The 25,522-nt window shown below is 58.3% G+C and carries 17 protein-coding genes; 7 read left to right on the top strand and 10 right to left on the bottom strand.

The features are described from left to right. Positions 1-283: 283 nt before the first annotated feature. Positions 284-4,108 (top strand): hydantoinase B/oxoprolinase family protein, encoded by a 3,825-nt coding sequence (locus tag L1A08_RS00230; protein WP_238752918.1) that lies wholly within the window; start codon positions 284-286, stop codon positions 4,106-4,108. A 3-nt stretch (positions 4,109-4,111) separates the two neighbouring features. Here the strand turns inward: L1A08_RS00230 and L1A08_RS00225 are convergent, their stop codons facing one another. Both L1A08_RS00225 and alaS read right to left on the bottom strand, forming a co-directional pair. Further along, complete coding sequence (locus L1A08_RS00225) at positions 4,112-4,327, bottom strand: hypothetical protein (RefSeq protein WP_238752916.1); 216 nt, start codon at positions 4,325-4,327, stop codon at positions 4,112-4,114. Between the two features lie 140 nt (positions 4,328-4,467). Next, the gene (gene alaS, locus L1A08_RS00220; protein ID WP_238752914.1) at positions 4,468-7,083 is read right to left on the bottom strand and encodes an alanine--tRNA ligase; all 2,616 of its coding nucleotides are present in this window, start codon (positions 7,081-7,083) and stop codon (positions 4,468-4,470) included. Between the two features lie 460 nt (positions 7,084-7,543). On the opposite strand from alaS, the gene L1A08_RS00215 reads away from it, so the two are divergent. Continuing rightward, positions 7,544-8,770, top strand: a complete 1,227-nt coding sequence (locus L1A08_RS00215) for a PQQ-like beta-propeller repeat protein (RefSeq protein WP_238752910.1) — start codon at positions 7,544-7,546, stop codon at positions 8,768-8,770. A 248-nt stretch (positions 8,771-9,018) separates the two neighbouring features. Further along, a complete protein-coding gene (locus tag L1A08_RS00210) occupies positions 9,019-9,513 on the top strand; it encodes a hypothetical protein (RefSeq protein WP_238752908.1) in 495 nt (164 codons plus the stop codon). A gap of 239 nt (positions 9,514-9,752) precedes the next feature. Here the strand turns inward: L1A08_RS00210 and pheS are convergent, their stop codons facing one another. The 4 genes from pheS to infC form a co-directional block, all read right to left on the bottom strand. Beyond that, positions 9,753-10,754 carry a phenylalanine--tRNA ligase subunit alpha gene (gene pheS / locus L1A08_RS00205; RefSeq protein ID WP_238752906.1) on the bottom strand — a complete coding sequence of 334 codons (1,002 nt, stop codon included), beginning with the start codon at positions 10,752-10,754 and terminating at the stop codon, positions 9,753-9,755. Positions 10,755-10,894: 140 nt separating this feature from the next. After that, positions 10,895-11,245: a 50S ribosomal protein L20 gene (gene rplT, locus L1A08_RS00200; RefSeq protein ID WP_238752904.1), complete on the bottom strand. Its 351-nt coding sequence runs from the start codon at positions 11,243-11,245 to the stop codon at positions 10,895-10,897. Positions 11,246-11,370: 125 nt separating this feature from the next. Further along, entirely contained in the window at positions 11,371-11,676 is a 306-nt protein-coding gene (rpmI, locus tag L1A08_RS00195; RefSeq protein ID WP_390896829.1) for a 50S ribosomal protein L35, read from the bottom strand. Between the two features lie 119 nt (positions 11,677-11,795). Then, complete coding sequence (gene infC, locus L1A08_RS00190) at positions 11,796-12,281, bottom strand: translation initiation factor IF-3 (protein ID WP_315860528.1); 486 nt, start codon at positions 12,279-12,281, stop codon at positions 11,796-11,798. A 402-nt stretch (positions 12,282-12,683) separates the two neighbouring features. Between infC and L1A08_RS00185 the strand changes: the two genes are divergently transcribed. Next, entirely contained in the window at positions 12,684-15,227 is a 2,544-nt protein-coding gene (locus L1A08_RS00185) for a tetratricopeptide repeat protein (RefSeq protein WP_238752900.1), read from the top strand. 151 nt (positions 15,228-15,378) lie between these two features. Here the strand turns inward: L1A08_RS00185 and L1A08_RS00180 are convergent, their stop codons facing one another. The 3 genes from L1A08_RS00180 to L1A08_RS00170 all read right to left on the bottom strand — a co-directional run bounded on the left by L1A08_RS00180 (position 15,379) and on the right by L1A08_RS00170 (position 19,159). Further along, the gene (locus L1A08_RS00180) at positions 15,379-15,996 is read right to left on the bottom strand and encodes a riboflavin synthase (RefSeq protein ID WP_238752898.1); all 618 of its coding nucleotides are present in this window, start codon (positions 15,994-15,996) and stop codon (positions 15,379-15,381) included. Between the two features lie 46 nt (positions 15,997-16,042). Next, the gene (gene glgX, locus L1A08_RS00175; protein WP_238752896.1) at positions 16,043-18,529 is read right to left on the bottom strand and encodes a glycogen debranching protein GlgX; all 2,487 of its coding nucleotides are present in this window, start codon (positions 18,527-18,529) and stop codon (positions 16,043-16,045) included. Between the two features lie 291 nt (positions 18,530-18,820). Further along, a complete protein-coding gene (locus L1A08_RS00170; protein WP_238752894.1) occupies positions 18,821-19,159 on the bottom strand; it encodes a hypothetical protein in 339 nt (112 codons plus the stop codon). A 213-nt stretch (positions 19,160-19,372) separates the two neighbouring features. On the opposite strand from L1A08_RS00170, the gene L1A08_RS00165 reads away from it, so the two are divergent. Then, a complete protein-coding gene (locus L1A08_RS00165; protein ID WP_238752892.1) occupies positions 19,373-19,888 on the top strand; it encodes a signal protein PDZ in 516 nt (171 codons plus the stop codon). A 65-nt stretch (positions 19,889-19,953) separates the two neighbouring features. Here the strand turns inward: L1A08_RS00165 and L1A08_RS00160 are convergent, their stop codons facing one another. Beyond that, on the bottom strand, positions 19,954-20,709 hold the full coding sequence (locus tag L1A08_RS00160) for a polysaccharide lyase family 7 protein (RefSeq protein ID WP_238752878.1): 756 nt from the start codon (positions 20,707-20,709) through the stop codon (positions 19,954-19,956). 223 nt (positions 20,710-20,932) lie between these two features. Here L1A08_RS00160 and L1A08_RS00155 point away from each other — a divergent pair, with 223 nt between their 5' ends. Next, positions 20,933-22,345: an efflux RND transporter periplasmic adaptor subunit gene (locus L1A08_RS00155; protein ID WP_238752876.1), complete on the top strand. Its 1,413-nt coding sequence runs from the start codon at positions 20,933-20,935 to the stop codon at positions 22,343-22,345. Positions 22,346-22,347: 2 nt separating this feature from the next. Continuing rightward, positions 22,348-25,515 carry an efflux RND transporter permease subunit gene (locus L1A08_RS00150; RefSeq protein ID WP_238752874.1) on the top strand — a complete coding sequence of 1,056 codons (3,168 nt, stop codon included), beginning with the start codon at positions 22,348-22,350 and terminating at the stop codon, positions 25,513-25,515. Positions 25,516-25,522: the final 7 nt, after the last annotated feature.

Below are 25,522 nucleotides of genomic sequence, written 5' to 3'. Positions count from 1 at the left end.
GTGTACCATGTGGCAAAAAAGGCACAATCGCAACGTGTACAGATAGCACCGAAGGCATATCTTCGCGTTTTCTGCGAAAAACTCAATGTCAAATTCGCCCTGCGCACTTTTTTCACATAGTGATCGAGGCCGTGTGACGATCGACATCCGCTCCCCATGAACGGTGAGCAACCACAAACCCGACGGGACGGCTTCATTTTGCCGCCAGGTTTCAGTAAGTATGGATCGCGCCCAACCTGCCCGACGTTCCTTTTTTTGAGCTCTCAGACAAGGCATTTGATTCTTGACTGCCTCTTCCACCACCTGCTGGAAATTCGCCATTGATGCCGGCGGCACCTTTACGGATCTGGTTGCCCGTAGCCCATCCGGCCAGGCGTTGACACACAAAACACTTTCGTCCGGCGTGGTCATCGGCGGTGTGGCGTCTTCGGTCGCTCGATCCATCCACGATCCGAGTCGCCGGCAGGATCCCCCCGGAGTCTGGAGCGGGTATACGTTTCGTCTTAGCGGCGAGACTCCGTTCGAGACCACGGTGGTGGACTCTGATCCCTCCGGCGGACTGACTCTCCGAGACCGGCTGCCGGATGAGTTCGTCGGTCGGAACTACGAACTGGTCGGGGGAGAAGAAGCTCCCGTAGTCGGCATCCGGTATCTGCTCGGACGATCGCGTCACGAAGCCATCCCGGCGGTACAGGTTCGCCTTGGAACGACGCGGGGCACCAATGCCCTGCTCGAACGCCGGGGAGCACGCTGTGTTTACGTCACCACGGCCGGCTTCGGTGATGCTCTGAAGATCGGACATCAGGATCGGCCCAGACTGTTCGATCTGGAAATCGAGAAACCCTCCCCGTTGTCGGAGTCGATCCTCGAAGTCGACGAACGAATCGCCGAAGACGGCAACATTCTGGTGTCGCCGAATTTGAGACAGGTCCAACGAGATCTGCAGCGTCTGTATGACGACGGCTTCCGGGCAGTCGCAATCTGCCTCGTGCACGCCTGGAAGAATCCGGCTCACGAGGAACGTATCGCCCGGGTTGCCACGGAAATCGGGTTCCTGCACGTCAGCGTCTCTCATCGCGTCAGCCCACTGATCGGGTTGATTGCCCGAGGGGACACGACGTTGATCGACGCATATCTGAATCCGGTCCTGCAGAGGTACATTGCATCCATCCAGCAGTCGCTGCCGGGGAGTCAGCTGGAGCTGATGACCTCCAGCGGCGGACTCGTAGCTGCGGATCACTTTTTTGGGAAGGACAGCATTCTTTCCGGTCCGGCGGGCGGCGTGGTTGGCATTGCCCAGGTGCGGGAGGAATACGACCTGAAACAGGCTATCGGGTTCGACATGGGCGGCACGAGCACCGATGTCTGTCGGTTTGATGGCCGATTTCATCGAGAATATGAATCGGTGAAGGCTGGCATTCGCATCGCCACTCCAATGCTTGCCATCGAAACGGTAGCCGCGGGGGGAGGCAGCATCTGTCACTTCGACGGCGTCCGTCTTCTGGTCGGCCCGCAGTCGGCTGGCGCAGATCCCGGCCCCTGCTGTTACGGACGCGGCGGCCCGCTCACCGTGACCGATATGAATCTGATTACAGGGCGAATCATCCCGGCCCACTTCCCCTTCCCACTGAACGAAGCCGCCGTCCGAACCAAATTGCAGACCCTGTGCGATGACGTCGCCGCGTCTCCACTGGGGCGGCGCTATTCCGTGGAAGAACTGGCGGAAGGGTTCCTGGAGATCGCCAACATTCTGATGGCCCGGGCCATTCGTCGCGTCTCGGTTGCTCGAGGCTACGATCCGGCGGAACACACGATGGTCAGCTTCGGTGGAGCCGGCGGGCAGCACGCCTGTGCGCTCGCGGTTGAAGTCGGATTCCCTCAGATCCTGATCCATCCCCTCGCGAGCCTGTTCAGCGCATACGGAATCGGCTGTGGAAATCGACGGCAGATCGCTGCCCGATCCGTGCTTCGACGTTACGAGGAAACGCCGGCCGAGCAACTCGAAGAACTATTCACCTCACTACGTGACGAGGCTCGGACCACTCTCACGGCACAGGGCATTCCCGTGGAAGAAGCGGTCGCCGAACTCCGCTCCCTCGACTTGCGTTATCTCGGCACGGAAACGCCGCTCACCATCGAACGGCCTGCCAATGGCGATTTCCGCTCGGCTTTCGACGGGGAGTTCTTCAAACGGTTTGGCTACCGGCGAACCGGACATCCCCTGGAGATCGTCACGGCTCGTGTCGAACTGGTCGCCGCCACACAACAGGCGTTAATCGGAGACGCACAGACGCCGGACGACAACACGGACCAGCAAGAGCAAACGACCCGGGTCTTCGTGCACGGCAGTTGGCAGGAAGCTCTCGTCAAACAGCGAACCCGCCTGCGAGCGGGCCTTAACGTCGGCGGTCCCGCGTTGATCGTCGATGCTCATTCGGTCGTCTTCGTCGAGCCGGGATTCACCGCAGCCGTCGACGGGAAAGGCATGCTGAAGATCACGCAAACGGCAACCACCGCCAGCCACCCTCGGAACGAAGAGCCTTCCGAAGAGACCTCGCCAATTCTACTGGAGTTGTTTCATAACCAGTTCGCGTCCATTGCCGAACAGATGGGAGAAACCCTCCGACAGACCGCTCAGTCGGTCAATGTGAAAGAGCGACTCGACTACAGTTGTGCGGTGTTCGATCGCACGGGAAGTCTCATCGCCAATGCGCCGCATGTGCCGGTTCATCTTGGAGCCATGAGTGAAACCGTGCGGCACATGCTCCAGGCGTTTCCGAAAATGCGAGCCGGCGATGTGTTCGTCACGAACGACCCGTATCGTGGCGGCTCTCATCTGCCGGATATCACCGTCGTTACCCCGGTGGTCGGAGACAATGGGCGGCTGCAGTTCCTCGTCGCTTCGCGAGCCCACCACGCAGACATCGGCGGAATTACGCCGGGAAGCATGCCGCCGTTCTCGAAGAATCTCGCCGAGGAAGGTGTCGTTATCCGTCCCATGTTGCTGCAGTCGTCTGAACGGGATTATTTCCCGGAACTGCGAAACATTCTGAAAGAGGCTCCCTGGCCGGCCCGACGCATCGAAGAGAATCTGGCGGACCTGCGGGCTCAGATGGCGGCGAATGAGATCGGCGTCCGACAACTGCGGGGACTCGTCAACGAACATCACGAAACGACCGTCTTCCACTATGTCGCGCAGATCCGGGCCGCAGCAGCCGAGAAGACGCGACTGGCTCTCTCCGCATTTCCTCAAGGAGAACATCGCTTCGTCGATCACCTTGACGATGGAAGTCCCATCGCCGTCACGATTGCCATCGGCGAGGGACGTGCCCGCGTCGACTTCACCGGCACAGGTCCCGTCCTGTCCTCCAACCTGAACGCGAATCGAGCCATCGTCACAGCCGCCCTGCTCTACGTGTTCCGCTGCCTGATCAACGAAGATGTCCCCCTCAACAGCGGTGTACTCGATGTTATCGATCTCGAGCTGCCCGAGTGCCTGCTGAATCCTCCGGCAAAGCCCGATCCGGCAGATTGCCCGGCTGTTGTCGGCGGGAATGTCGAGACCTCGCAGCGTGTTGTCGATGTGCTTCTGGGGGCTCTCGGGCGAGCCGCGGCCAGTCAGGGGACGATGAATAACCTCACGTTCGGCGACCGGACATTCGGCTATTACGAAACGATCTGCGGGGGATCGGGTGCGACCCCCTATGCTGCCGGCTGCGATGCGGTGCATACGCACATGACGAATACACGCATGACGGATGTCGAGATTCTGGAACATCGTTTTCCAGTCCGCGTTCGCCGTCATGCAATCAGAACAGAATCGGGCGGAGATGGCCAGCATCCGGGCGGAGACGGACTGCTACGAGAACTTGAGTTCCTCACAACCCTCTCTGTGACACTGCTCGCGCAGCGACGGGGGCAGTTCGTGCCGTTCGGGCTCAACGGAGGTTTGTCAGGCAAGCCTGGCGAGACTACTCTGGTGGACTCTGACGGCAACGAGTCGCCACTGCCCGGCTGCTTCGCTGTGCAGATGAAAGCAGGTCAACGTCTGAGAATAGAAACACCGGGCGGCGGTGGCTGGGGACCGCCCGCATCAGGCCGCGACTAAGAACTAAGTAGGTTGCTGAGGATCCTGCTGCTCCGTGGCATTGGCGGGCTGATCCGATGTCGAGCCTTTTCCGTTAGATGATCCGCCTGTGAGTGCCCGATAGGTCTCTTCATCAGCGAGACAATAGACGCCACTCTGCGTCATCTTGAGCAATTTGAGTCCTTTGTGACTGCGCAACGCGCGGGCAATCTGGCCGTCGGGCTGGGCCTTGATGATCATCTAAATTCCTTCGAGTCAGTTTCTCGGGCTCTCTCGTGGCCCGGGATCGGATCATACCCAACGGGCAGATGATTCAAAGGAAAAGGAGAACGTATCAAACGGATTTAACACGTTCTCCATGATCTTCACCGGCCGTTCATTTAAGAAGACAGCTGACTGCGGAAGTTCTCCAGCCCGGCTTTCAGAGCCTCGTCGATCCTGGAAGGATCCTTCCCGCCGGCTTCGGCCAGATCAGGACGTCCACCGCCCCCGCCCTGGACGAGTTTGGCGGCTGCTTTGACACAGTTCGACGCATTCATGCCTTTCGTCTTTATCAGGTCTGTGCTCACGCCGGCGAGCAGTGCGACGCGACCGTCGATATCCGTAGCCAGAATAACTGCAGCTGGAGCTTTCTTTCGCAATCGATCCGCGTAATCTCGCAGCACATCCTTATCGACGTTCGGCACGAAGTGAGCCACCAGAGCGACGCCGTCGACCTTCTCGGCTTCGGCGAGGAGATTCGAGACGTCATCGCCAATGGACTGCCGCATTTGTTCCGACAGCTTTCGTTTCGTTTCTTTGAGCTCATTCTGCAGCGACTCCAGTTTGCGAAGCACTTCGTCGGCCGATCCGACTTTGAGTTCGCTCATGATGTCCCGCAGCAACGTCTCCTTGTTCCGCATCTCGGCCATAGCCTTCTCGCCAGTGTAGGCGACAAGACGGCGCACGCCTTTGGCAACCGGCTCTTCGGCAACAATTTTGAACATGCCCACCTGGCCGGAGTTCGCCAGATGCGTTCCGCCGCAGAGTTCCTTGCTGAACTCGCCAATCGAGACCACGCGGACTTTGTCCGGGTACTTCTCGCCGAACAGAGCCATCGCCCCGACTTCACGAGCCTCTTCAATGGCCATCAGCTTCGTGGTCACGGCTGAACCTTCAGCGATGTGAGTATTCACGATGTCTTCAATGCGGCACAGTTCTTCGGGCGAGAGCGGCTTCTTCTGAGCGAAGTCGAAGCGGAGTTCGTCCTGCTGAACCTTGGAACCACGCTGCGTCGCGTTATCGCCCAGAGTCGTTCGCAAAGCGTAGTGCATGATATGTGTCGCCGAGTGGGCACGGCGAATGGCGTGTCGTCGCTCATCGTCGACTTCACACTTCAGACTCTGTCCGACTTTCAGCGTACCCTGCTTCAGATGGCCAATGTGCAACCACAGATCGCCATCCTTCTGCGTGTCCTGTACGGTAAACTCAATGCCGTCGGCGGTCAGTGTGCCGGTATCGCCAACCTGACCACCCGACTCGCCGTAAAATGCTGTCTTGTCGAGAACGACAGCGATGAGGTCGCGATGGCCGACTTCCGTCACTTCCTCGACGAGTTGCTTTTCAGCGATGATCCCCACGACTTTCGCCTCGCACGACGAGGACTCATACCCAACGAATTCGGTGCCGCCGGACGTCTTGCGAATGGCATCGAGCGGGCCTTCAGCCATGACTGACTTCTGCTTGCCGGCGTTGCTGATGATCCCGTGCTCTTCCATCAGTTGCTCAAAGCCCATCCGATCGACTTTCAGATTGTGACGAGCGGCCAGAGCATCGGTCAGTTCGTACAGGAAGCCGTCAGTCGTATGCAGCTGGAAAGCATCTTTCCCGGTGATGATTCCGGTCGACTTCGCATCGTCCAGGCATCGCTGAAAGCGGTTGAGCCCGCGTTCGATCGTGTCGAGGAAGGCGTCTTCTTCTTCCTGAATGGCCGACTGCACCGAGCCGACCGACTCTTTGAGTTCCGGATACGGCTTGCCGAGCATCTCGACCACTTTCGGAACGAGCTTGTGCAGCACCGGTTCCTGCTTGCCGATCAGGTAGGCTTCGAGCACGGCTCGCCGGAGCAGCTGACGCACGACATAGCCCTGCTCCTTATTATCCGGCAGCACGTTCTCGTGCACGCACATCGTGACTGCACGCACGTGGTCGGCAATTCGACGCATCGCCCGGCCGTGCTCGCCGGAGAAGTCGTACTTCACGCCGAGGACGTCGCCCACGGTGTCGCAGAGCGGGCGGAGCGAGTCGATCTCGAAATTGCTTTCGACGCCCTGCAGCACGGCTGCGGTTCGTTCGAGTCCCATCCCGGTGTCGATGTTTTTCATCGGCAGCGGTTTCAGGTTGTCCGGCGGGCTGCCGACGCGATTGAACTGCGTAAAGACCAGGTTCCAGATCTCGACTTCTTTGCCTCCAGTCGGCGGATGGTAGTAGATTTCGCTGCACGGACCGCAAACACCGTCTGGTCCGTCGGTCGGCGCACCGGCTGGCCAGAAGTTTTCGTACTCGTCTTCGCGGGAGATGCGACTCCGATCAAGCCCGATTTCCTTCTCCCAAATTTCAAAGGCTTCATCGTCATCCAGATAAACCGTGACTGTCAGCCGATTGGGATCGAGGCCGAGCCACTTCTTGTCGGTCAGAAATTCCCAGGCCCAGTGGATGGCTTCCCGCTTGAAGTAGTCTCCGAACGAGAAGTTACCGAGCATCTCGAAGAACGTGTGGTGATAGGCCGTTACACCGACGTTGCCGATGTCGCCGGTTCGCAGACATTTCTGGCAGGTGGTCGCCTTGGTGAACTCGAGTTTGCCGATGCCGAGGAACTCGTTCTTGAACTGGTTCATCCCCGCCGGCGTGAACAGGACGGTGGGATCGTTGGGCACCAGAACATCACTGGGCCGGCGGATACAGCCTTTGCCGACAAAGAAATCGAGATAAGCGTCGCGCAGTTCGTCTGTTTTCATAGTGGATTCGCCATTGAACTCCGCTGCGAAAGCGGAAGCCGGAAGGTTGTCGCAGATTCCCGCCCATGCAGGATCTGAGAAGCAGAAGGATTGGATTTCTGTTGCGTCGCGGTGAGATTATGGTGATCAGCGGGAACTCGATCAAGCTAGGGCTATTTCCGCCCGCCGCTGCAGTCTCATCGACACAATCGCCCTGTCGCCGTTCAGTCGACTCTCGCACTTCCGCCAGATTCTCGCGAGCCGCCCCTCATCCCGGTCAACCTCTAACTCGTTTCGGCTTCCCGGGATAGACTCAGTGGTGAACACCAGTGGGATTTGATATGTTAAGTTTCCTGCGTTCCCACCCGGCTCGCCAGATTCGTCTCAGGCCTTGTCGATCGCGCTCACCCCCAGTTCCGGACGGTACCCACGGGTCCCACGCAGATCATTATCCCGGCTCTTGTGTTCCAAGGAGTTCCTCATGCTTCGCTGGTGTTTCACGGTGTTGTTTCTGTCGACGGTACTGCTCATCGTGGAGCCTCTCCAGGCGGACAACTGGCCTCGCTTTCGCGGCACCAATGGACAGGGAATCTCGCTGGAAACCGGATTTCCGACCACCTGGACCGAAGACGATTACGCCTGGACCCTCGAACTGCCCGGCATGTCCCACTCCTCTCCCATCGTCTGGGAAGAGGATCTGTATCTCACGACGGGGCTGAATGATGGCGAAGTCCGCCGGCTGATCTGTCTGGATGCGGCCACTGGAAAGCAGAAGTGGGAACGGGATCTGGCCCTGAACACGGTCCATGTCCACAACAAGAACAGCTTCGCATCCGGATCACCTTCGACCAACGGCACCCACGTGGTCGCGGCTTTCGCCGATGAAGGTCAGTTCATCGTCGCCTGCTGGACTAAGGACGGCAAAGAACTCTGGCGGAACGATCTGGGCGAATTCATCAGCGAACATGGCCCATCCTGCTCCCCGATCATTCACAACAATCTGGTCCTGGTGCCCAAGGACATGAAGGGGCCGAGTCTGGTCGCCGCGTTTGACCTGCAAACCGGAAAGGAAGCCTGGCGAACCGACCGGGAATTCCGCCGCACGTCGTATGCGACGCCGATTGTGCGCACACGAGCCGATGGCGTTGAAGAAGTGATCTGCGTCAGCGGGATGATGGGAATTTCGGGCCTCAACGTGCAGACCGGTGAGATGATCTGGCGAACCGAAAGCTTCCCGGAACGGACCGTCGGTTCCCCCGTGCTCTGTAAAGATCACGTTGTGGCCGTGAGTGGCGGAGGCGGAAAAGGCCGCAATCTGTTCGCCGTTCCGCTTGATCAGAAAGGGACTGTCGAACCGACACTGAAGCTCACCCGCAGCATTCCGTACGTTCCGACCCCGATCTACAAGGACGGACTGTACTTCATGATCCTGGACGGCGGCATCGCCTCCTGCGTGGAATTGCCGTCGGGGAACGAACTCTGGACGGAGCGGATCGACGGGAACTTCAGCGGTTCGCCGATCTGGCTCGAAGGCCGACTCTACATGATCGACGAAGCGGGGACAGTGGTCGTCCTTTCCGCCGGACGCGAGTTCAAGGAACTCGGACGCGTTGCCCTGGGCGATCTTTCGTACTCGACGCCGGTCGTGGCCAATGGACGGATGTACCTGAAAACCTCCACAAAGTTGTTCTGCCTGCCGCGAAAGTAGTTCTCATTTCATCGCGGAGCCCTTACACTTTACGATTGTTTCGCGCACTACCCATCTGGCCGGATTGATTCGACCAGATGGTTGCTGGTGCATTGCAGCAGGCGAATGCGGGCCAGATTTCGCCTCGGCGCGTTCAACGCGATCACCAATCCGCGGGTCTCAATTCCTTTTTTCATTTCCCGAGACTCCCGCGCAATCTTCCGTTATTTTTCATCAAGTCTACGGTCTGTTTTTCAAGGAACTCTGCCATGCCAGCCTGGCCGGGTGGTCCCTGTCCAGAATGCGGGGACGACATGCCACCCAATCTGATCACCTGTCAAACCTGTCGGGCTCTGTTGAATTCAGACCTGCAGCAGAGTTATGTGGACATCCCCCAGTTCGTGCCACTGGAGGAAATCACAATCGATGAGCAGACCGACTCCCAGGGCTCCGTCGTCATGCGGTCGCCCCTTCATCAGCAAGCCACTCCGATTGTGCTCACCGAGGCCCGAGGCATTTTTCGCAACTGTCCGGTCTGCCGCAAAGAACTGAAGGTTCCTGCGACGTATCTCGACCAGTCTGTCTGCTGCAATCACTGCCAGGCCCCGTTCATCTGCGACTCGACCCGCGTGACGGAATACTTCGTGGCCAGCTATGTGGATTGCCCTCACTGCAGCCAGCGAATTCGGGCAGACCGCGAGTTCACCAATCAGAACGTGCTCTGCAATCACTGCTCCAAGCCGCTGCATATCCAGCTGAAGTAGAGCGATTCACCCCGAAACGAAATGCCCGCGAGCAGTGCGGGCATTTTTCATGCGCGTCCACGAAAGGGAGTCGCACGTGAATGGCAATCCAGGCGATGGGAACAGCGCGAAATCGTAGAAGCACGGCGCTGCAGGCTTTAGAGCATTTTCATGCTTCGCCTGCAGTCGCATGGGCGGCAATCCCCCGGCCATGCTGAATTTGCTCCTGCAAACGCCTGCAGTCGAATTTTGAATTTGCTCTAGAACTGCGACAGGAAGCGGACGTCGTTTTCGTAAAGCAGGCGGATATCGCGGATGCCGTAACGTTTCATGCAGAGACGCTCGATTCCCAGGCCGAACGCAAAGCCGGAGACTTTTTCAGGATCGTAGCCGACGGCCTTCAGCACGTTCGGATCGACCATCCCTGCTCCGCCGACTTCCATCCAACTGTCGCCCCACTGAATATCAACTTCAACCGACGGCTCGGTGAAGGGGAAGAAGGACGGACGGAAGCGGATTTCGATGTCATCGCCGAGATACTGCACGGCGATCATCTTGAGAACGGTCTTCAGGTTGGCCATTGTGACACCGGAATCGATGTAAAGACCTTCCATCTGATGGAACATGCAGGAGTGCGTCGCATCCACGGTATCCGGGCGATAAACGCGGCCTGTGGAAACAATCCGCACCGGAGGCGGCGTCTTTTCCATCACGCGGATCTGGACGGTCGAAGTCTGACTTCGCAGCAGCCACGGCCCCCCGGATCCGGCGTTGGCAACGGCCAGATAGAAGTTATCGAGCGGATCGCGGGCGGGGTGATCTTCCGGAATATTGAGCGCGACGAAGTTGTGGTAGTCGTCTTCGACTTCCGGACCGTCGGCCACATCGAAACCCAGGCGGCCTGCGATATCCTTGAAGTCATCGACCGTGCGGGTCACCGGATGACGCTTACCCAGCAGCATCGGTTGCCCGGGCAGACTGACGTCGAGTTGAACGATCTCGGCCTGAGGCTGAGCGAGTTCTTCTTTCCGTGCTTCAAGAGCAGATTCAACGGACTGCTTGGCGGTATTGAACCGCTTGCCGAGTTCCGGGCGTTCTTCTGGCTTTGCGGTGGCGAGCTGGGACTGAATATCCTTCAGCCGGCCCTTTTTCTTGCCCAGAAAGCGAATACGGACATCCTCAAGATCAGCAGGCTCCCGGCAATCGGCAATCGCCTGCAGTGCTTCGGCTTGATACTGATCGAGGACTTCGGGCAGGTTCATCGGATCCAATCTTTGCGACGGGCGGCATCCCGGCGGACGCTCACAGGCGGTAGCAAAAAAGAAAGCGACGGTGGATCTGCGGGAGTTCCGACCGTCGCCCTGAATTCACAGCAGCTGTGCTGGACTCGCGTTCCGGCAGCTTACAGGCTGCTCTTGACCACGGCTACGACTTCAGCGAAGACGGCCGGCTCGTGGAAGGCCAGTTCGCTGAGCGACTTGCGGTTCAGTTCGATTCCGGCCTTGCCCAGACCGTTGATGAACTCGGAGTAACGCAGGCCCTGCTCGCGGCAGGCTGCATTCAGACGAATGATCCACAGGCGACGCATTTCGCGTTTTCGCACGCGCCGGTCGCGATAAGCATAAGCACGAGACCGGAGAATGGTCTCGCGGATCGTGCGGTTCAGATTCTTCCGTCCACCGAAATTGCCCTTGGCTTCACGGAGCAACCGCCGTTTGGACCGCAAGCGTGCCTTGCCACTTCTAACTTTCATGATGATTCTCTGCCGCGTGATACAAGTAAAATGTGAGAGTCGCCAGCGCTGATAACTGCCTGAGACTGGGAAACCCTCTGGTTCTTCAGAGGATTGTCGTCACCAGGTCTTCTGCCGCGCACCAATTACAGACCGGGACGCAGGGCATCTGCGATTTTCTTGGCCACTGTTCCCGTAACGACGCCGTCGTTTCGCAAGCTCCGCTTACGATCGCCCGTCTTTTTACCCAGAATGTGCCCCCGGTTCGCCTTACGATGCTTGGCCTTGCCACTGGCCGTAATTTTGAACCGCTTCTGCATTCCTTTGTGTGTTTTCTGCTTTGGCACGATATCACCGCTAAAGTTGTTGGTCCGCCCCTGCTGACCGGGGTATATACATTCATCGACGAATTCACGCCCCGCAAGCGGAGTCGGAATTCCTCGACGACACATTGAGACTGAATCGAGCCGGGCAGTATAGCGAAGGGGTCGCTGCACTGGTAGTGAAACGGCCGGTGATCCCGAAGATTTTCGTTCGACCGGCCTTCTCCGAGCTCCGCGGGATTCTGGCGTCAGCGAGGAGCCAGAATTGCCGTCATCATGCGACCGTCCATGCTGGGTGGTTTCTCCAGCTTGGCGATATCTTCCAGATCAGACACGATCCCGTTGAGGATATCGCGGCCCCGATCGTGGTGGGCGTTCTCCCGGCCTTTGAACATCACGGTCAGTTTGACCTTGTCGTGATGCTGGAGAAAGTCCCGGGCTTTCTTCATTTTGAACTCGATGTCGTGATCGCCGATCTTGGGACGCAGCCGAATTTCCTTGAGCTGCGTCTGATGCTGCTTCGTATTCTTCGTCAGCTTCTTTTTCTGTTCGTATTTGAACTTGCCGTAATCCATGATTCGGCAGACGGGAGGCCGTGCTTCCGAGGCAACCTCAACCAGATCCATTCCCGCTTCCGTCGCGAGCGTCATGGCCTCTGCGGTTTCCATCACTCCCAGCATTTCGCCATCCTGATTCACAACTCGAATTGGTGAGATCCTGATTTGATCATTCACCCGGTGCGTAGTCTCGATCTTTGACTCCTTGAGCTCGACTCAGATAATGAATGCGGCCTGCCACGACCCATCGTGACAGCCATTCACTTTAAAATAGACGGATTGGACCGGCTTGGACAGAGACAAAGTGTCATGCCGCCCCGAAAAAAGTTTAATCTGGAAACCAGCTGCCGGTCAAGAATCACTGAACAGAACGGTATCTGGTCCGGTAAGACCTGTTATTGGGATTCGACGGGCCGACCGGTAAACATGAGGGCCGGACAGGCTCTCTTGGTAAAATACGGCAAACGTGCTAAAAAAACCCTTCGGAGATAATCTTCAACCGGGGACCTGGAGACTGCGACAGGCCGTCGCTCAGTCCGCTCCACGGAAGACATTCGCTCACAGGACAGGAGCTTGAGTATGCAGATCCCTCTTCCCGCCTTTCGCCACCCCCGCCTTACCGGTCGCGTACGAGGTCGCTTCTCATCCTGTTTTCTGGTACTCGTCGCCCTCGCGTTCACCATCCCCTGCCATCTGGGCCCATCCGCCTGGGCCGATGAACCCGAAGACGCCGCGCCGTCGGAGAAGTCGAACGACGATTCCAAACTGAATCGTCTGCTCGAAATGCTGAGCCAGCCGGGGGACGACAAACTCGACAGCATTCCCTCGGAAACAGAGTCGAACGAGGACGAAGCGAATCGCCGCAAAGCCGTCGCCCATTACATGACGGGCCGGACCATGGAGCGGGCCAACAAGTTCCAGGAAGCTTACCAAGCCTACAAGAACGCTCTCGAGATCGATCCGAAATCGATCGCCATTTACCGCTCCATCATTCCGCTGGCCTTCCGTCTGGACAAGATCGACGAGGGCATCCAATACGCCCGCAAAGCCGTCGAACTCGATCCGAACAACTTCGAACTGCTCAGCCAGCTCGGGATTTATGCGCTCCGGCAGCGAAACGTGGCCTCTTCAATCGAGTACTTCGAGAAAGCCGTGGAAAGCCAGACGGTCGACAAAAAGGCCGGGCCGTACATCTCGATCATGAGCCAGCTCGGCCAGCTGTATCTGACGCTCAACAAGACCGAAGAGGCGGCTCGTTCGTTCGCAATCGTCTTCGAAGCCATCACCAATCCGAACGACTACTCGCTCGACTTCCGCACGCAGCGGGCTCTCGAGACACTTCAGGGCAACAAAGCCGAGACGTTCGAGTCGTTCGGCGAACTGTTCCTGATGACCGATCGAAACGAGCTGGCCGAGCGGGCCTTCAAGCTGGCCGCCGAGTCCTCGCGCACGAAGCCGGAAGTTTACAGTTATCACCAGGCCCGCATGCTCCTGAAAAAGGGCGACAAAGAGGCGGCTCTCGACAGACTCCAGAAGTACTTCGATGCCAAACTGGAAACGAAAGGGAAAGGTCCTTACCTGCTGCTCACCGAACTTCTGATCGCCCTCGATCGCGAGGACGAGATCATCCCCCGGCTCGAGAAGCTGGTCGAGAACAATCCTCGGAACGATACGCTGCGTCTTTATCTGGCGGAGCGATACATCACGGCTGAGAACCTGGAAAGCGCTGAAGAGATCTATCAGGAACTGAAAGACAGCGAGAAGCAGGATGAGATCCAGCTCGGCCTGCTGAAGATCTACCGGCAGCAGAATAAGCCAGCCGAGACCCTCCAGGCACTTACACAGGCAATGATGGCCGGCGCCAACTCTGAACGCCTTGAAGCGGAACTGGATCTGATCAGCCAGGACAAGGAACTGGCTAACAGGATCATCGAACTTGGTCGTGGCGAGGACCAGCCGGAGGATGAACGGGCGGCATTCACGCAGTCCTACCTGACGGCCAAACTGGCCATGCAGCAGGAACGTGTCGAAGACGTTCTGGCGCTGTACTTTCAGGCCATGGAAATCCGCGGCGAACGGCAGATTCAGGTCACTCTGTACGCCGAACTGATCGACTACCTCGAATCGATCGAACATTACGAAGACCTGATCGAAGTGATTCAGAAAGCGATCGACTCCCCGACTCTCGTCGCCGAGCGACAGGCCTTCCAGTTACAGCTGATTCAGACCTATGTCGCCGCGGAAGAAACGGAAGCCGCAATCGAACTGATCGAGCAGGTTCAGGAATCTGACCCGGACAACCTGATGTGGGAATACCAGAAGGGTCGCGTCTATTACCTCAGCGAAGACTGGGAAGAAGCTTCCGAGATTTTCGCCGAAGTCCTGGCCGATGCGAATGCCTCGACGAATGCGGCGATCATCCGCGACTGCTCCTATAACCTGTCGCGGTCACTCACCTTCATGGGCATGCCCGAAGACGCCCTGAAGCTGATTGATCGAACCATTGAGAATGAACCGCGTGAACTTCTGTGGCGGTTCCAGAAGGGCTGGATCAACTACTACACCCACAACTGGGACGCGGCGATCAAGGCTTTCGAAGACCTGCTCGAACTCGAGATCGGCAGCCCGAATGACACCATCATTCGACAGGCAAGATTCTCCCTGTCGGCCGCTTATGTCCAGAACAAGCAGTACGACAAGGGTGAAAAGATCCTCGAAGAGTATTACGAACAGAACCCTGACGACACCTCGGTCTGCAACGACCTGGGTTACCTCTATGCCGATCGCGGCAAGAAGCTTGAACAGGCTCGCGAAATGATTGAGAAGGCACTCAAAGCTGAGCCCGAGAACAACGCCTACCTCGACAGCATGGGCTGGGTGCTCTTCAAGCTCGGCAAATACGAGGAAGCTCTAACGTATCTCGAAAAGGCGGTCGAAGACTCCGATGACGGCGACGCCGTCTTGTTCGACCATCTCGGCGACTGCTACGACGCCCTGGGCAAGACCGACAAAGCGCGGGATGCCTGGAAGAAGGCCCTGAAGCAGGAACGGGACGCCAAGTTCAGCAACCAGGAGCTGATCGAAACGATCGAATCGAAGTTGAAGGGCGAGTCCGACAGTTAATCGGCGGAAGCAGGACGGTGGTCAGAGCATGCCCACCTGAGCGTGGGCATGCCAACCCGTTGGAGGAATCGTATCCCGGTCCGACACGACACGTGAACAGGGTATTGAAGATGCGTCGTGAGCTCTCGCAGGCTCCCCTGAACGCTCTCTTTTAGCGCGACGCGGTCTGCCCCAGCATCTTCTGAACGTACTTGCCGAGGATGTCGGTCTCGATGTTCACCGGGTCGCCGACGTTGCGGGTGCCGAGAGTGGTCACGCTGAGCGTGTGGGGGATCAATGCGACACTGAAGCGGTCTTCTTCGACGTCAACCAGCGTGAGGCTGATCCCGTCAACGGTGATGGAGCCTTTGCTCACCATGCAGTTGGCGAGGGCGGGCGGAACCTCAAACCACATATTCACCCAGTCGCCGTCGGCATCAATTGCCGCGACATTGCCCTGCCCGTCGACATGTCCCTGAACGAAATGTCCGCCCAGACGACCGTGAGCCGGCAGAGCCCGTTCCAGATTGACGACGTGCCCGGCCTGAAGGCGGCCCAGATTTGTTTTGCTGAGAGTCTCTTCACCCGCCTGGAACTGCCAGACGTCGACGTTCATCTCAATCACAGTCAGACAGCAGCCGTTGATCGCGACACTGTCTCCCAGCGCAGCAGGTCCCGAACTGGTTTCTTGCAGCATCTCGGCTGGAATGCGAATTGAGAGACGAATTCCCGCCTCTTCGGTTTCCAGATCCGTGACGGTCCCAAGGCCTTCGATCAAACCCGTAAACATGCTCTCGACAGATCCTCTGTGTGTGCCGCCCGTGGCGACAGCTGTGCTATTTCCGGGATTCTTTCGAAGCCGGCGTTTTCTTCTCGGATTCGACGCCAACCGGCTTCGCGGAAACGACTGGTTGCTCTTCGGCTTCGTCGAGCTCATCGGTAACTACCGGCTCCGGCTCGTCGTCTTCTGCCACTTCGGCCGTCGTTTCGCTGGACACGATCTCAGTCTCTTCCCCAGCGTCTGCCGTCGGGACGACCACTTTTTCGCCTGGTTCGATCACGGTCGGCTCGTCGTCCGGTTCGGCAACCGGCTCGACGACGACGTTCTCGACTTCCGGCTCCTCTTCCTGCTCAGGAACGAACAGCGTGCTGGCCATTTCGGGCTGCATCCAGCGAATCAGGCGGGCCGCCATCCGTGAGGCGACCGTCTTCAGTCTCAGCACCACCATCGCATGTCCGGGCACCCGATAGATCTGCCCTTCCCGCATCAGTCCGGTCGACTTGGAACTATCGCTGGTATCCAGCACCGGCTTCCAGAACTCGTTTGACCCGTGACCGGGGAGCGTGAAATCGATCGAATGGTTGTGAGCGTTGAGCAACATCAGGAATGTGCTGCCGCCGATCTGCCGCCCCTTTTCATCGACTTCGTCAATCTGATCCCCTTCGAGCCGAACGGCCAGACAGCGGACGTGGGGCTCGTGCCAGTCGCGATCGGTCATGATCTTTCCGGTCGGCGTCAACCAGGTAATATCCTGGACTTCCTGGCCACGGATCTGACGTCCCTGGAAGAACTTTCTACGCTGGAAGACCGGACTTTCCTTCCAGAGCTTGACCGCCCGCTTCACGTACTTGAAGTAACGCTCTCGATCAGGCGTCATCTCCCAGTTGATCCAGCTGATCTCGTTGTCCTGGCAGTAGGCGTTGTTATTGCCGCCTTGAGTCTTGCCGAGTTCGTCACCGGCACAGATCATCGGCACGCCCTGCGACAGTAACAGCGTCGTCATGAAGTTCCGCTTCTGACGTTCGCGGAGCTTGCGGATATCCGGGTTGGTCGTCGGCCCTTCTTCGCCGCAGTTCCAGCTGCGGTTGTGGCTCTCACCGTCCCGGTTGTCTTCCCCGTTCGCCGCGTTGTGCTTTTCGTTATACGAGACGAGATCGTTGAGCGTGAAACCGTCGTGACAGGTTACGAAATTGATACTGGCATAGGGCCGCTTGCCATTGTGCTCGTAGAGGTCGCTGCTGCCCGTGATCCGAGTGGCGAACTCGTTCATCGTGCCGCCGTCACCTCGCCAGAACTCGCGGATACAGTCTCGGTATTTTCCGTTCCACTCGGTCCACAGAATCGGGAAGTTGCCGACCTGATACCCCCCTTCTCCGAGATCCCAGGGCTCGGCGATTAGCTTCACCTGCGACAGGACCGGGTCCTGATGGATGATATCGAAGAAGGCGCCCAGTCGGTCGACTTCGTGCAGTTCGCGGGCCAGAGCACTGCACAGATCGAAGCGGAAGCCATCGACGTGCATCTCGAGCACCCAGTATCGCAGCGAATCCATGATCAGCTGCAGAACGTGCGGCGTGAGCATGTTGAGCGTGTTGCCACAGCCCGTGTAGTCCATATAGAACCGCTCCTGTCCGTGCACGAGCCGGTAATAGGAGCTGTTGTCGATCCCGCGCAACATCAGCGTGGGGCCAAAGTGGTTCCCTTCCGCGGTGTGGTTGTAAACGACATCGAGAATGACCTCGAGCCCAGCCGCGTGGAGCTTCTTGACCATCGTCTTGAACTCGTTGACCCCCGCCTGCGGGTCCCGTTTGGAACTGTAGTTCAGCTCCGGCGCGAAGAAGCCGAGTGTGTTATAGCCCCAGTAGTTGGCGAGCCCCTTATCGACCAGATGGCGGTCCTGCAGCTTGGCATGAACGGGCATCAGTTCGACAGCGGTGACGCCGAGATCGAGCATGTGCTGAATGGAGGCGTTGGAGGCAAGACCGGCGTACGTCCCTCGCAGTGCTTTGGGAACGCCGGGATGCTTCATCGTCTGCCCTTTGACGTGCGTCTCGTAAATCAACGTCTTGTGCCAGGGCGTCCGGGGTGGCTTGTCGTTTCCCCAGCGGAACTTGTTGTCGATGACGACACTCAGCGGAGCCGAACCGGCGTTGTCGCGGGTATCGAACGACAGATCGCCGTTGGCGTGCCCGACGTTGTAGCCGAACATGGCGTCGGTCCAGCGGACCCCCCGGGCGATCGACCGGGTGTAAGGATCGAGCAGGACCTTGTGGGCATTAAAGCGGTGACCGTGGTGCGGCGCGTAATCGCCATGAACCCGGTAGCCGTAGAGCTGACCCGGTTTCACATCGGGCAGATAACAGTGCCAGACGAAGTCGGTGCGTTCGGGGAGCGAGATGCGGATCGATTCACGGTTATCGTCGATCGAATCGAACAGACACAGTTCGACCTTGCTGGCGTTGGCCGTGTAAAGTGCGAAATTGACCCCGGAACCATCCCAGGTCGCGCCCAGCGGATATGGGCTTCCCGGCCAGACTCTCATGTCAGCTGCCTCCAGTCATCGACATTCAATATCGTCAGCACCAGTTGTGATCATGAAGTCTCCTGCTGCGGAGTCACTCCCTGAGTCGATTCCTGCTGAGTGTCGTTCTCTTCCGTGATCCTTGCAAGTTGAACTCGACCGAAAACGCGAGGCTTCTCCACATTCACAACGAAGTCAGATATGTTGATGGGACCAGCGAACTTACGCAGATCCCGCATTCCTCTGTTATATCTGCGCAGCAACGCCTGGCAAGCGGAGCTTGAGCGGATCGAGGACTTAAAGCAGACAGCCTTAGTATGGCACGGTGCCGGGGTATTGCGGCGGCGGTGTGACCGGAGGCGGCGCCATGCCGGGCGGAACTGTTCCGGGAACCGGAGGCACCTGGGAGGCATTGACATCCCGGCTGCGGCGGGTCTGATCGCGGGGCACCGAGAAGTCGCGTGGTCGCGTGTAAGTCTGTGGTCCCACATCCGAAGCGGCGAAGGGGTCGAACTGCTCCAGCCGCCGCTCTTCGTAGCGGTGATCTTTCGCGTATGGCGTAGGAAACTCGGTATTCCAGGGACGTACGCAGCCCGACAGCATGATCAGGCCAAGCCCGCCTGCTGTCCGAATTGCTGAAGATGTCTTCATTTCGCCCCCAATCAAAGCCCGAAAGTCTCGGCTGACCGGGTTGATATCAGATATTGCCATTCTGGTCGATATGAGTTCTTCGGCCCCTCCGGCGACAATTTTCCAGAATCAGGCCCGCCGCTGTCCCCTTCGGCGCCCGCTCCACGATTTCCAGTTTGTAAGAGGCGATTCAAAACAAAAAAACTCACACACGGAAATCAAAGGAACTCAACCATGTCACGCATCACCCTGACTGTTCTGGCCCTCGCCGTTGTTTCGACCACGCTCACTGCCGACGTCTTCGCAGGCGGTTGCGGCAAGAGCTACGGGCACGGTGGACACGGCTACCGCAAGACCAGCCACCACACTTACAAGCACGACTACGATTACCACCATCATCGCAAGCCGGTCTATGTGAAGCCGGTTGTGATCGAGAAGCCGATCATTCGGGAAGTGATCATTGAGAAGAAGTGCTGCCCTGCTCCGATGCCGTCGCTGGGTATCTTCGGCGTCATCTGTGCGGAGGGCATGTTGGTCAAGGAAGTGGTTCCCAACAGCGAAGCCTGTCGCCTCGGCCTGGCTCCCGGCGATGTTATCAAGACGGTCGACGACATCCGTATCATCTGCGAGGACGACTGGTTCCACGCCTTCAAGCACTGCGGTCCGACAACCTGCCTGATGGTCATCCCCTGCGGCGAACACAAGCTCATCGAACTGCACGCTCACTTCGACAGCGGCCTGAAATACTAGAGCGGACGCTCTGCAACTCTCCGACGAAGACGCCACGAAGACCGGTCGAAAGGCCGGTCCTTTTTTCATTGGCCCAGCGTCGTCTTCCCGTGATGCTGAATGTGAAGCGCGTAGATCCAGACTTCAGCATACGCCTCCGGGCGATCCCCCTGCTTCACGTTTGACTGCGTATAGCATCCCGCCTTGAAGTAGCACCTCTTCTTCGACACTTTCCAGTCGAGCTTCTGTTCTCCGTTATAAGAGACCCGAATGCGTCCCTGGCCGGCTTCGATGCGAAGCTTGACCCGGTCGCCCAGCTGATAGTCCGAGTCGAGCAGGACGTCGCCGATGTCGTTGCGTTCCACGAACAGTTTGTTCCGTTCCAGGCGGACCATCAGAATGTCGTCTTCCTGGTCGTGGATCTGGGCACAGACGACGTGCTTCTTCTTCTCCGGAAGTTGCTTGATCGCGAGTTCCAGTTCCAGCACGTGCGACCCGGAGTCAGTAGTCGACCAACCGATTTCATCGCCGCCATCCGACGTCATTTCACGCAGTTCACAGCGAGGATAACCCGAGTTCTTCGTTGGAACGCCGCCACAAGGACCGCGGAAGACGATCGCGTCATCGGCCGGGTTCATAAAAAAGCACTCCGGATCTCGATAGTCCTGTAACTCCGGCTGCAGAATTTCGTCCGGCTTGCCGTCCTGATCGCCATCAACGGGAACCGTCAATTTCCAGGCGGAGAGATCGAAAACCCGGCCGGGAGGTTCGGCTGCCGAAGCGAATGCTTCAGAGATAGAGAAGAGAACGATCAGTCCGAAAACACGAGATCTGCTGAGCATCGATTGAGCCCTCAAGAAAGTTGGAATGCGAGTGCATTCTACCACTCGGCAAGCCATTGCGCCATACAAAGAAGCTCACATCTTAAGGAGGTCTTCCTCGAATCTTGCTTTTGACAGAGATACTGGACACATGCCTTTCGGCCGGGTACCGTGCGAGCACATCTCAGCGGCGTGGCCAACCGCTCCTGGACCACGAATCACCTCAATCGAAAATAGACGACTCATGAACAGACCCGGTGTGCGATGGGCTTTGTTTCTGCTACTCCTGTGTTCTCTGAGCGGCTGCCAGCCAGAACAGTCCGCTGCTCCTGACCCCGGGCCGCCTCAGGTCACCGTGGCAGAAGTCCTGGTCGCCCCCATCGTGGAATGGGATTCATACACCGGCCGCCTCGATCCGATTGAAACCGTGGAGGTTCGTTCCCGCGTCAGCGGTTATCTGAACTCGCTGCATTTCAACGAGGGCGATCTTGTTGAGCAGGGTCAGTTGCTTGCCATCATCGACCCCAAGCCGTTTGAAGCCGATCTCGCCCAGGCGGAAGCCCAGGTGGAGGAAGCCCGTGCGAGACTCGCCGAGTCGGACGCACTGCTGAAACAGGCCGAAGCCGAAGAAGCGGACGCCCAGGCTCAGGTCACGCTGAAAACACGGCAGCGGGCACGAATGGAGCAACTGTTCGAGCAGTCCGCGGTATCGCAGGATGATGTCGACATCGCCGTCAGTGAAGAGCTGCAGGCCAAGGCGTCGCTGCAGGCGGCTAACGCTCAGATCGAATCGGCGAAAGCCGGGATCGAAACCTCGAAAGCCTCCATCGTTACCGCTGAGGCGAACGTCAAAACCGCCCGGCTGAACGTCACCTACACACAGATCCGCTCCCCGATTGACGGACGCATCAGCAGTCAACTCGTCACGCAGGGTAACCTGATCAGCGGAGGCAACGCCCAGTCGACACTGATGACGACCATCGTTTCGCTGAAGCCGATCCATTGCTACTTCGACGCCGACGAGCAGGCCGTTCTGAAGTATATGCGATTACTCCAGAGCGACGAACATGGCGGATCCCGTGACGACAGGAATCCGGTTTATCTCTCTTTGATCGACGAAGAAGGCTATCCGCATCAAGGGCACATGGACTTCGTCGACAACCGCCTCGATCCCAATACCGGGACGATGCGGGCCCGAGCGATATTCGCCAACGAGGATGGACTGCTTGTTCCGGGCCTCTTTGCGGACGTGCGGGTTCCGGGAACCCGTCGATACGACGCCAAACTGATTCCGGACGCCGCAATCGGCAGCGATCAGGCTTCAAAGTTTGTCTACGTCGTGGATGATCAGAACAAGATCAACCGCCGGGTCGTCAAACCGGGGCCGATCAAGGGTGGGCTTCGCGTGATTCGCGACGGACTGGACGGGAGCGAAACCGTCGTCACAAAAGGAGTTCAGCGGGTCTTTCCAGGCGCAACGGTCGCCCCCCAGCCGGAAACTCTCATCCTGGCCGACGACGGCGATCTGCCCAATGACTACTCGCCCGTACCGGAGGAGGAACGAATCTCGCGACCGCCGACCGCCATTCCCGATGGCCTCGAAGCCATCACCCGCCCGGCGGGAACGTCGACCGGTTCGAATTCGGGAGGAAACTGATCATGAAGTTTCCTCACTTTTTCATCGACCGTCCCATTTTCGCCGGCGTCCTCTCCATTGTGATTGTACTGATCGGCCTGCTGGCTTACTTCGCCCTTCCGGTCGCCCAGTATCCCGAAGTCGCTCTGCCAACCGTCGTTGTTTCGGCGAGCTACCCCGGTGCGACGGCGGAGACGATTTCCCAAGCCGTGGCGACTCCGCTGGAGCAGGAGATCAACGGGGTCGAGGACATGCTCTACATGGACTCGCAGGCGACGGCCGATGGCTCGCTGAAGATCACAATTTCCTTCGAACTCGGCACCGACGTCGATCAGGCGCAGGTGCTGGTCCAGAACCGCGTCGCGAAAGCGGAGCCACGACTGCCGGAGGAAGTTCGGCAGATCGGTGTCACGACAGCGAAGAGCTCCCCCGACCTGATGATGGTCGTGCATCTGGTCTCACCGGATCAGTCTCGCGACCAGCTCTACATCAGCAACTACGCTTACCTGCAGATTCGCGATGTTCTGTCGCGAATTAACGGCGTGGGCGACATGCAGGTCTTCGGGTCCTCCGAATACAGTATGCGGGTCTGGCTGGATGTCGATCGCCTGGCCTCTCTGGATCTGACTCCGGGCGATGCGGTGAAGGCTTTGAAGGAACAGAACATTCAGGTCGCCGCCGGAGTGATTGGTCAACAACCGTTGACCGACCCGAAAGAAGCTTTTCAAGTCAGCGTGAGCACTCAGGGGCGGCTGCCGGACGCCGACGCGTTCGGCCGCATCATTCTGAAAGCCGACGACGAAGGGCGGCTCGTGCGACTGGACGACGTGGCACGAATCGAGCTCGGAGCGACCGATTACTCGGTTCGCAGCTATCTGGGCAAGAACAACGCGATCGCCCTGGCGCTCTACCAGCGCCCCGGGTCCAATGCACTCGCGACAGCCGATAAGGTTCTGGAAACGATGGAGGAACTGGCCCGGAACTTCCCTCCAGGCCTCGAATATCAGGTCGTCTACAACCCGACGGAGTTCGTGTCAGACTCCATCGACGAGGTCTTTACCACGTTGTGGCAGGCTGGTGTGCTCGTCGTCCTGACAGTTTTCGTCTTCCTGCAGAACTGGCGTTCCACGCTCATTCCCGTCGTGGCGATTCCCATTTCTCTGGTCGGCACATTCGGAGCAATGCTGGCGATCGGCTTCAGTCTCAATAACCTCTCGCTGTTCGGTCTCGTTCTCGCCATCGGCATCGTGGTCGATGACGCCATTGTTGTCGTCGAATCTGTTGAACGTTTGATCGCGGAAGGACTCAGCCCCCGGGACGCGACCCGCAAAGCGATGGATGAAGTCGGCTCGGCTCTGATCGCCACGACACTCGTACTCATCGCGGTCTTCGTGCCCACGGCCTTTGTCCCGGGAATCAGCGGACAGTTTTATCGACAGTTCGCAATTACGATCGCCGTTTCGACCGCGATCTCCACGTTCGTTTCGCTGACGCTGACACCAGCCCTTTGTGCTTTGTTGCTGCGGCCGCATACCCAGGGCAAAAAACATGGTCGACTGCGAAGCCTGTTGGAATGGCCATTCGATGCATTCAACAGAGCCTTTGAGGCCACCAGCTCGGCCTACGCCCGCCTGGTTCGGCGGGTGCTGCGTTATTCAGCTGTCATGCTCCTGATCTATGGCGGTCTGATCGGTCTGACATACGTCGGCTTTACGCGCGTCCCTGTCGGCTTCATTCCGATCCAGGATCAGGGCTATGTCGTCATCTCAATTCAGCTGCCCGCCGGAGCGACACTCGATCGCACCGATGAAGTCACGCGTCGCGCAGCCGACATTGCGCTGGAGATCCCGGGAATCCGCAATACGGTGTCGTTCGTCGGCTTCTCCGGAGCAACTCGTGCAACCAGTTCGAGTGCTGCGGCCATATTCCCCGTTCTGGGAGACGCCAAGCAACGCGCTCGTGACGGTCATGGACTCGATTTCATCGTCGGGCAGCTGCGGCAACAGCTCTCCTCGATACCGGAAGCCTTCGTTGTTGTGATTCCACCGCCACCAGTTCCCGGCATTGGCACCGGGGGCGGCTTCAAAATGCAGATCCAGGACCGTTCCGGAGCTGGTCTTCTGGCTTTGCAGGAAGCGACGAACGCGGTTGTCGATCGAGCGAGGAAAGAGCCGGGACTCACTCAGGTCTACACGAATTACAGCATCGGCACTCCGCAGTATTATGCAGAAATCGACCGAACCAAGGTCCGCATGCTGAATGTGCCGATCGATAATGTGTTTGAAGCCCTCCAGATTTATCTCGGCTCCTCGTACGTCAACGACTTCAACTTCCTCGGCCGCACCTATCGGGTCACCGCTCAAGCCGAAGAACAGTTTCGCGATGAAGTCGAAGACATCGATCGACTGCGAACGCGGAGCAATACCGGAGCCATCGTTCCCTTAGGATCTGTGGTCACGGTCCGGGCCAAAACCGCGCCCGATCGCGTGGTGCGATACAATCTGTACCCGGCTGCCGACGTGAATGGCGACACACTGCCGAACTACAGTTCCGGGCAGGCCATCGCCGCCATGGAACGCATTGCCGAAGAGACTCTGCCACCCGGATTCGGCTTTGCGTGGACCGACCTGACCTATCAACAGAAAGCAGCCGGCAATACGGCCATGTTTATCTTTCCGCTATGTGTCTTGTTCGTCTTCCTGGCACTCTCGGCTCAGTATGAAAGCTGGCTGCTGCCGCTGGCGGTGATCCTGATCGTGCCGATGTGTCTGCTCGCCGCGATCACTGGCGTCTGGCTCCGCGGGATGAATAATGATATCCTTGTTCAGATTGGCTTCGTGGTGCTCGTCGGCCTGGCCTGTAAGAACGCGATCCTGATTGTCGAGTTCGCCAAAGCGGAGGAAGACGCGGGACGCAACCGATTCGATGCCGCCGTGGAAGCCTGTCGCCTGCGATTGCGACCGGTGATGATGACGGCGTTCTCGTTCATTCTCGGCGTGATTCCCTTGCTGATCGCCACCGGCGCCGGCTCGGAAATGCGGCGGGCCCTGGGAACAGCCGTATTCAGCGGAATGTTGGGCGTGACCCTGTTCGGACTGGTTCTCACGCCGGTCTTTTACGTCGTGCTGCGTCGCTTCGCGAAATCGAACCCCTCGAAAATAACAGAGACTCCTGATACGACGGCTGACTGAATTGCGC

The sequence above is a fragment of the Rubinisphaera margarita genome, assembly GCF_022267515.1.
GTDB lineage: Bacteria > Planctomycetota > Planctomycetia > Planctomycetales > Planctomycetaceae > Rubinisphaera > Rubinisphaera margarita.
Note: the sequence above shows the minus strand (reverse complement) of the source record. Positions and strands in the feature narration are given on the sequence as shown.

Bases quoted from the DNA above. Each gene is read 5' to 3' on its own strand.
- L1A08_RS00225 (WP_238752916.1), bottom strand. From the start codon at position 4,327: ATGATCATCAAGGCCCAGCCCGACGGCCAGATTGCCCGCGCGTTGCGC.
- alaS (WP_238752914.1), bottom strand. From the start codon at position 7,083: ATGAAAACAGACGAACTGCGCGACGCTTATCTCGATTTCTTTGTCGGC.
- rpmI (WP_390896829.1), bottom strand. From the start codon at position 11,676: ATGTGTCGTCGAGGAATTCCGACTCCGCTTGCGGGGCGTGAATTCGTC.
- L1A08_RS00210 (WP_238752908.1), top strand. From the start codon at position 9,019: ATGCCAGCCTGGCCGGGTGGTCCCTGTCCAGAATGCGGGGACGACATG.
- L1A08_RS00150 (WP_238752874.1), top strand. From the start codon at position 22,348: ATGAAGTTTCCTCACTTTTTCATCGACCGTCCCATTTTCGCCGGCGTC.
- L1A08_RS00215 (WP_238752910.1), top strand. From the start codon at position 7,544: ATGCTTCGCTGGTGTTTCACGGTGTTGTTTCTGTCGACGGTACTGCTC.
- L1A08_RS00180 (WP_238752898.1), bottom strand. From the start codon at position 15,996: ATGTTTACGGGTTTGATCGAAGGCCTTGGGACCGTCACGGATCTGGAA.
- glgX (WP_238752896.1), bottom strand. From the start codon at position 18,529: ATGAGAGTCTGGCCGGGAAGCCCATATCCGCTGGGCGCGACCTGGGAT.
- L1A08_RS00160 (WP_238752878.1), bottom strand. From the start codon at position 20,709: ATGCTCAGCAGATCTCGTGTTTTCGGACTGATCGTTCTCTTCTCTATC.
- L1A08_RS00165 (WP_238752892.1), top strand. From the start codon at position 19,373: ATGTCACGCATCACCCTGACTGTTCTGGCCCTCGCCGTTGTTTCGACC.
- L1A08_RS00185 (WP_238752900.1), top strand. From the start codon at position 12,684: ATGCAGATCCCTCTTCCCGCCTTTCGCCACCCCCGCCTTACCGGTCGC.
- L1A08_RS00170 (WP_238752894.1), bottom strand. From the start codon at position 19,159: ATGAAGACATCTTCAGCAATTCGGACAGCAGGCGGGCTTGGCCTGATC.
- pheS (WP_238752906.1), bottom strand. From the start codon at position 10,754: ATGAACCTGCCCGAAGTCCTCGATCAGTATCAAGCCGAAGCACTGCAG.
- rplT (WP_238752904.1), bottom strand. From the start codon at position 11,245: ATGAAAGTTAGAAGTGGCAAGGCACGCTTGCGGTCCAAACGGCGGTTG.
- L1A08_RS00155 (WP_238752876.1), top strand. From the start codon at position 20,933: ATGAACAGACCCGGTGTGCGATGGGCTTTGTTTCTGCTACTCCTGTGT.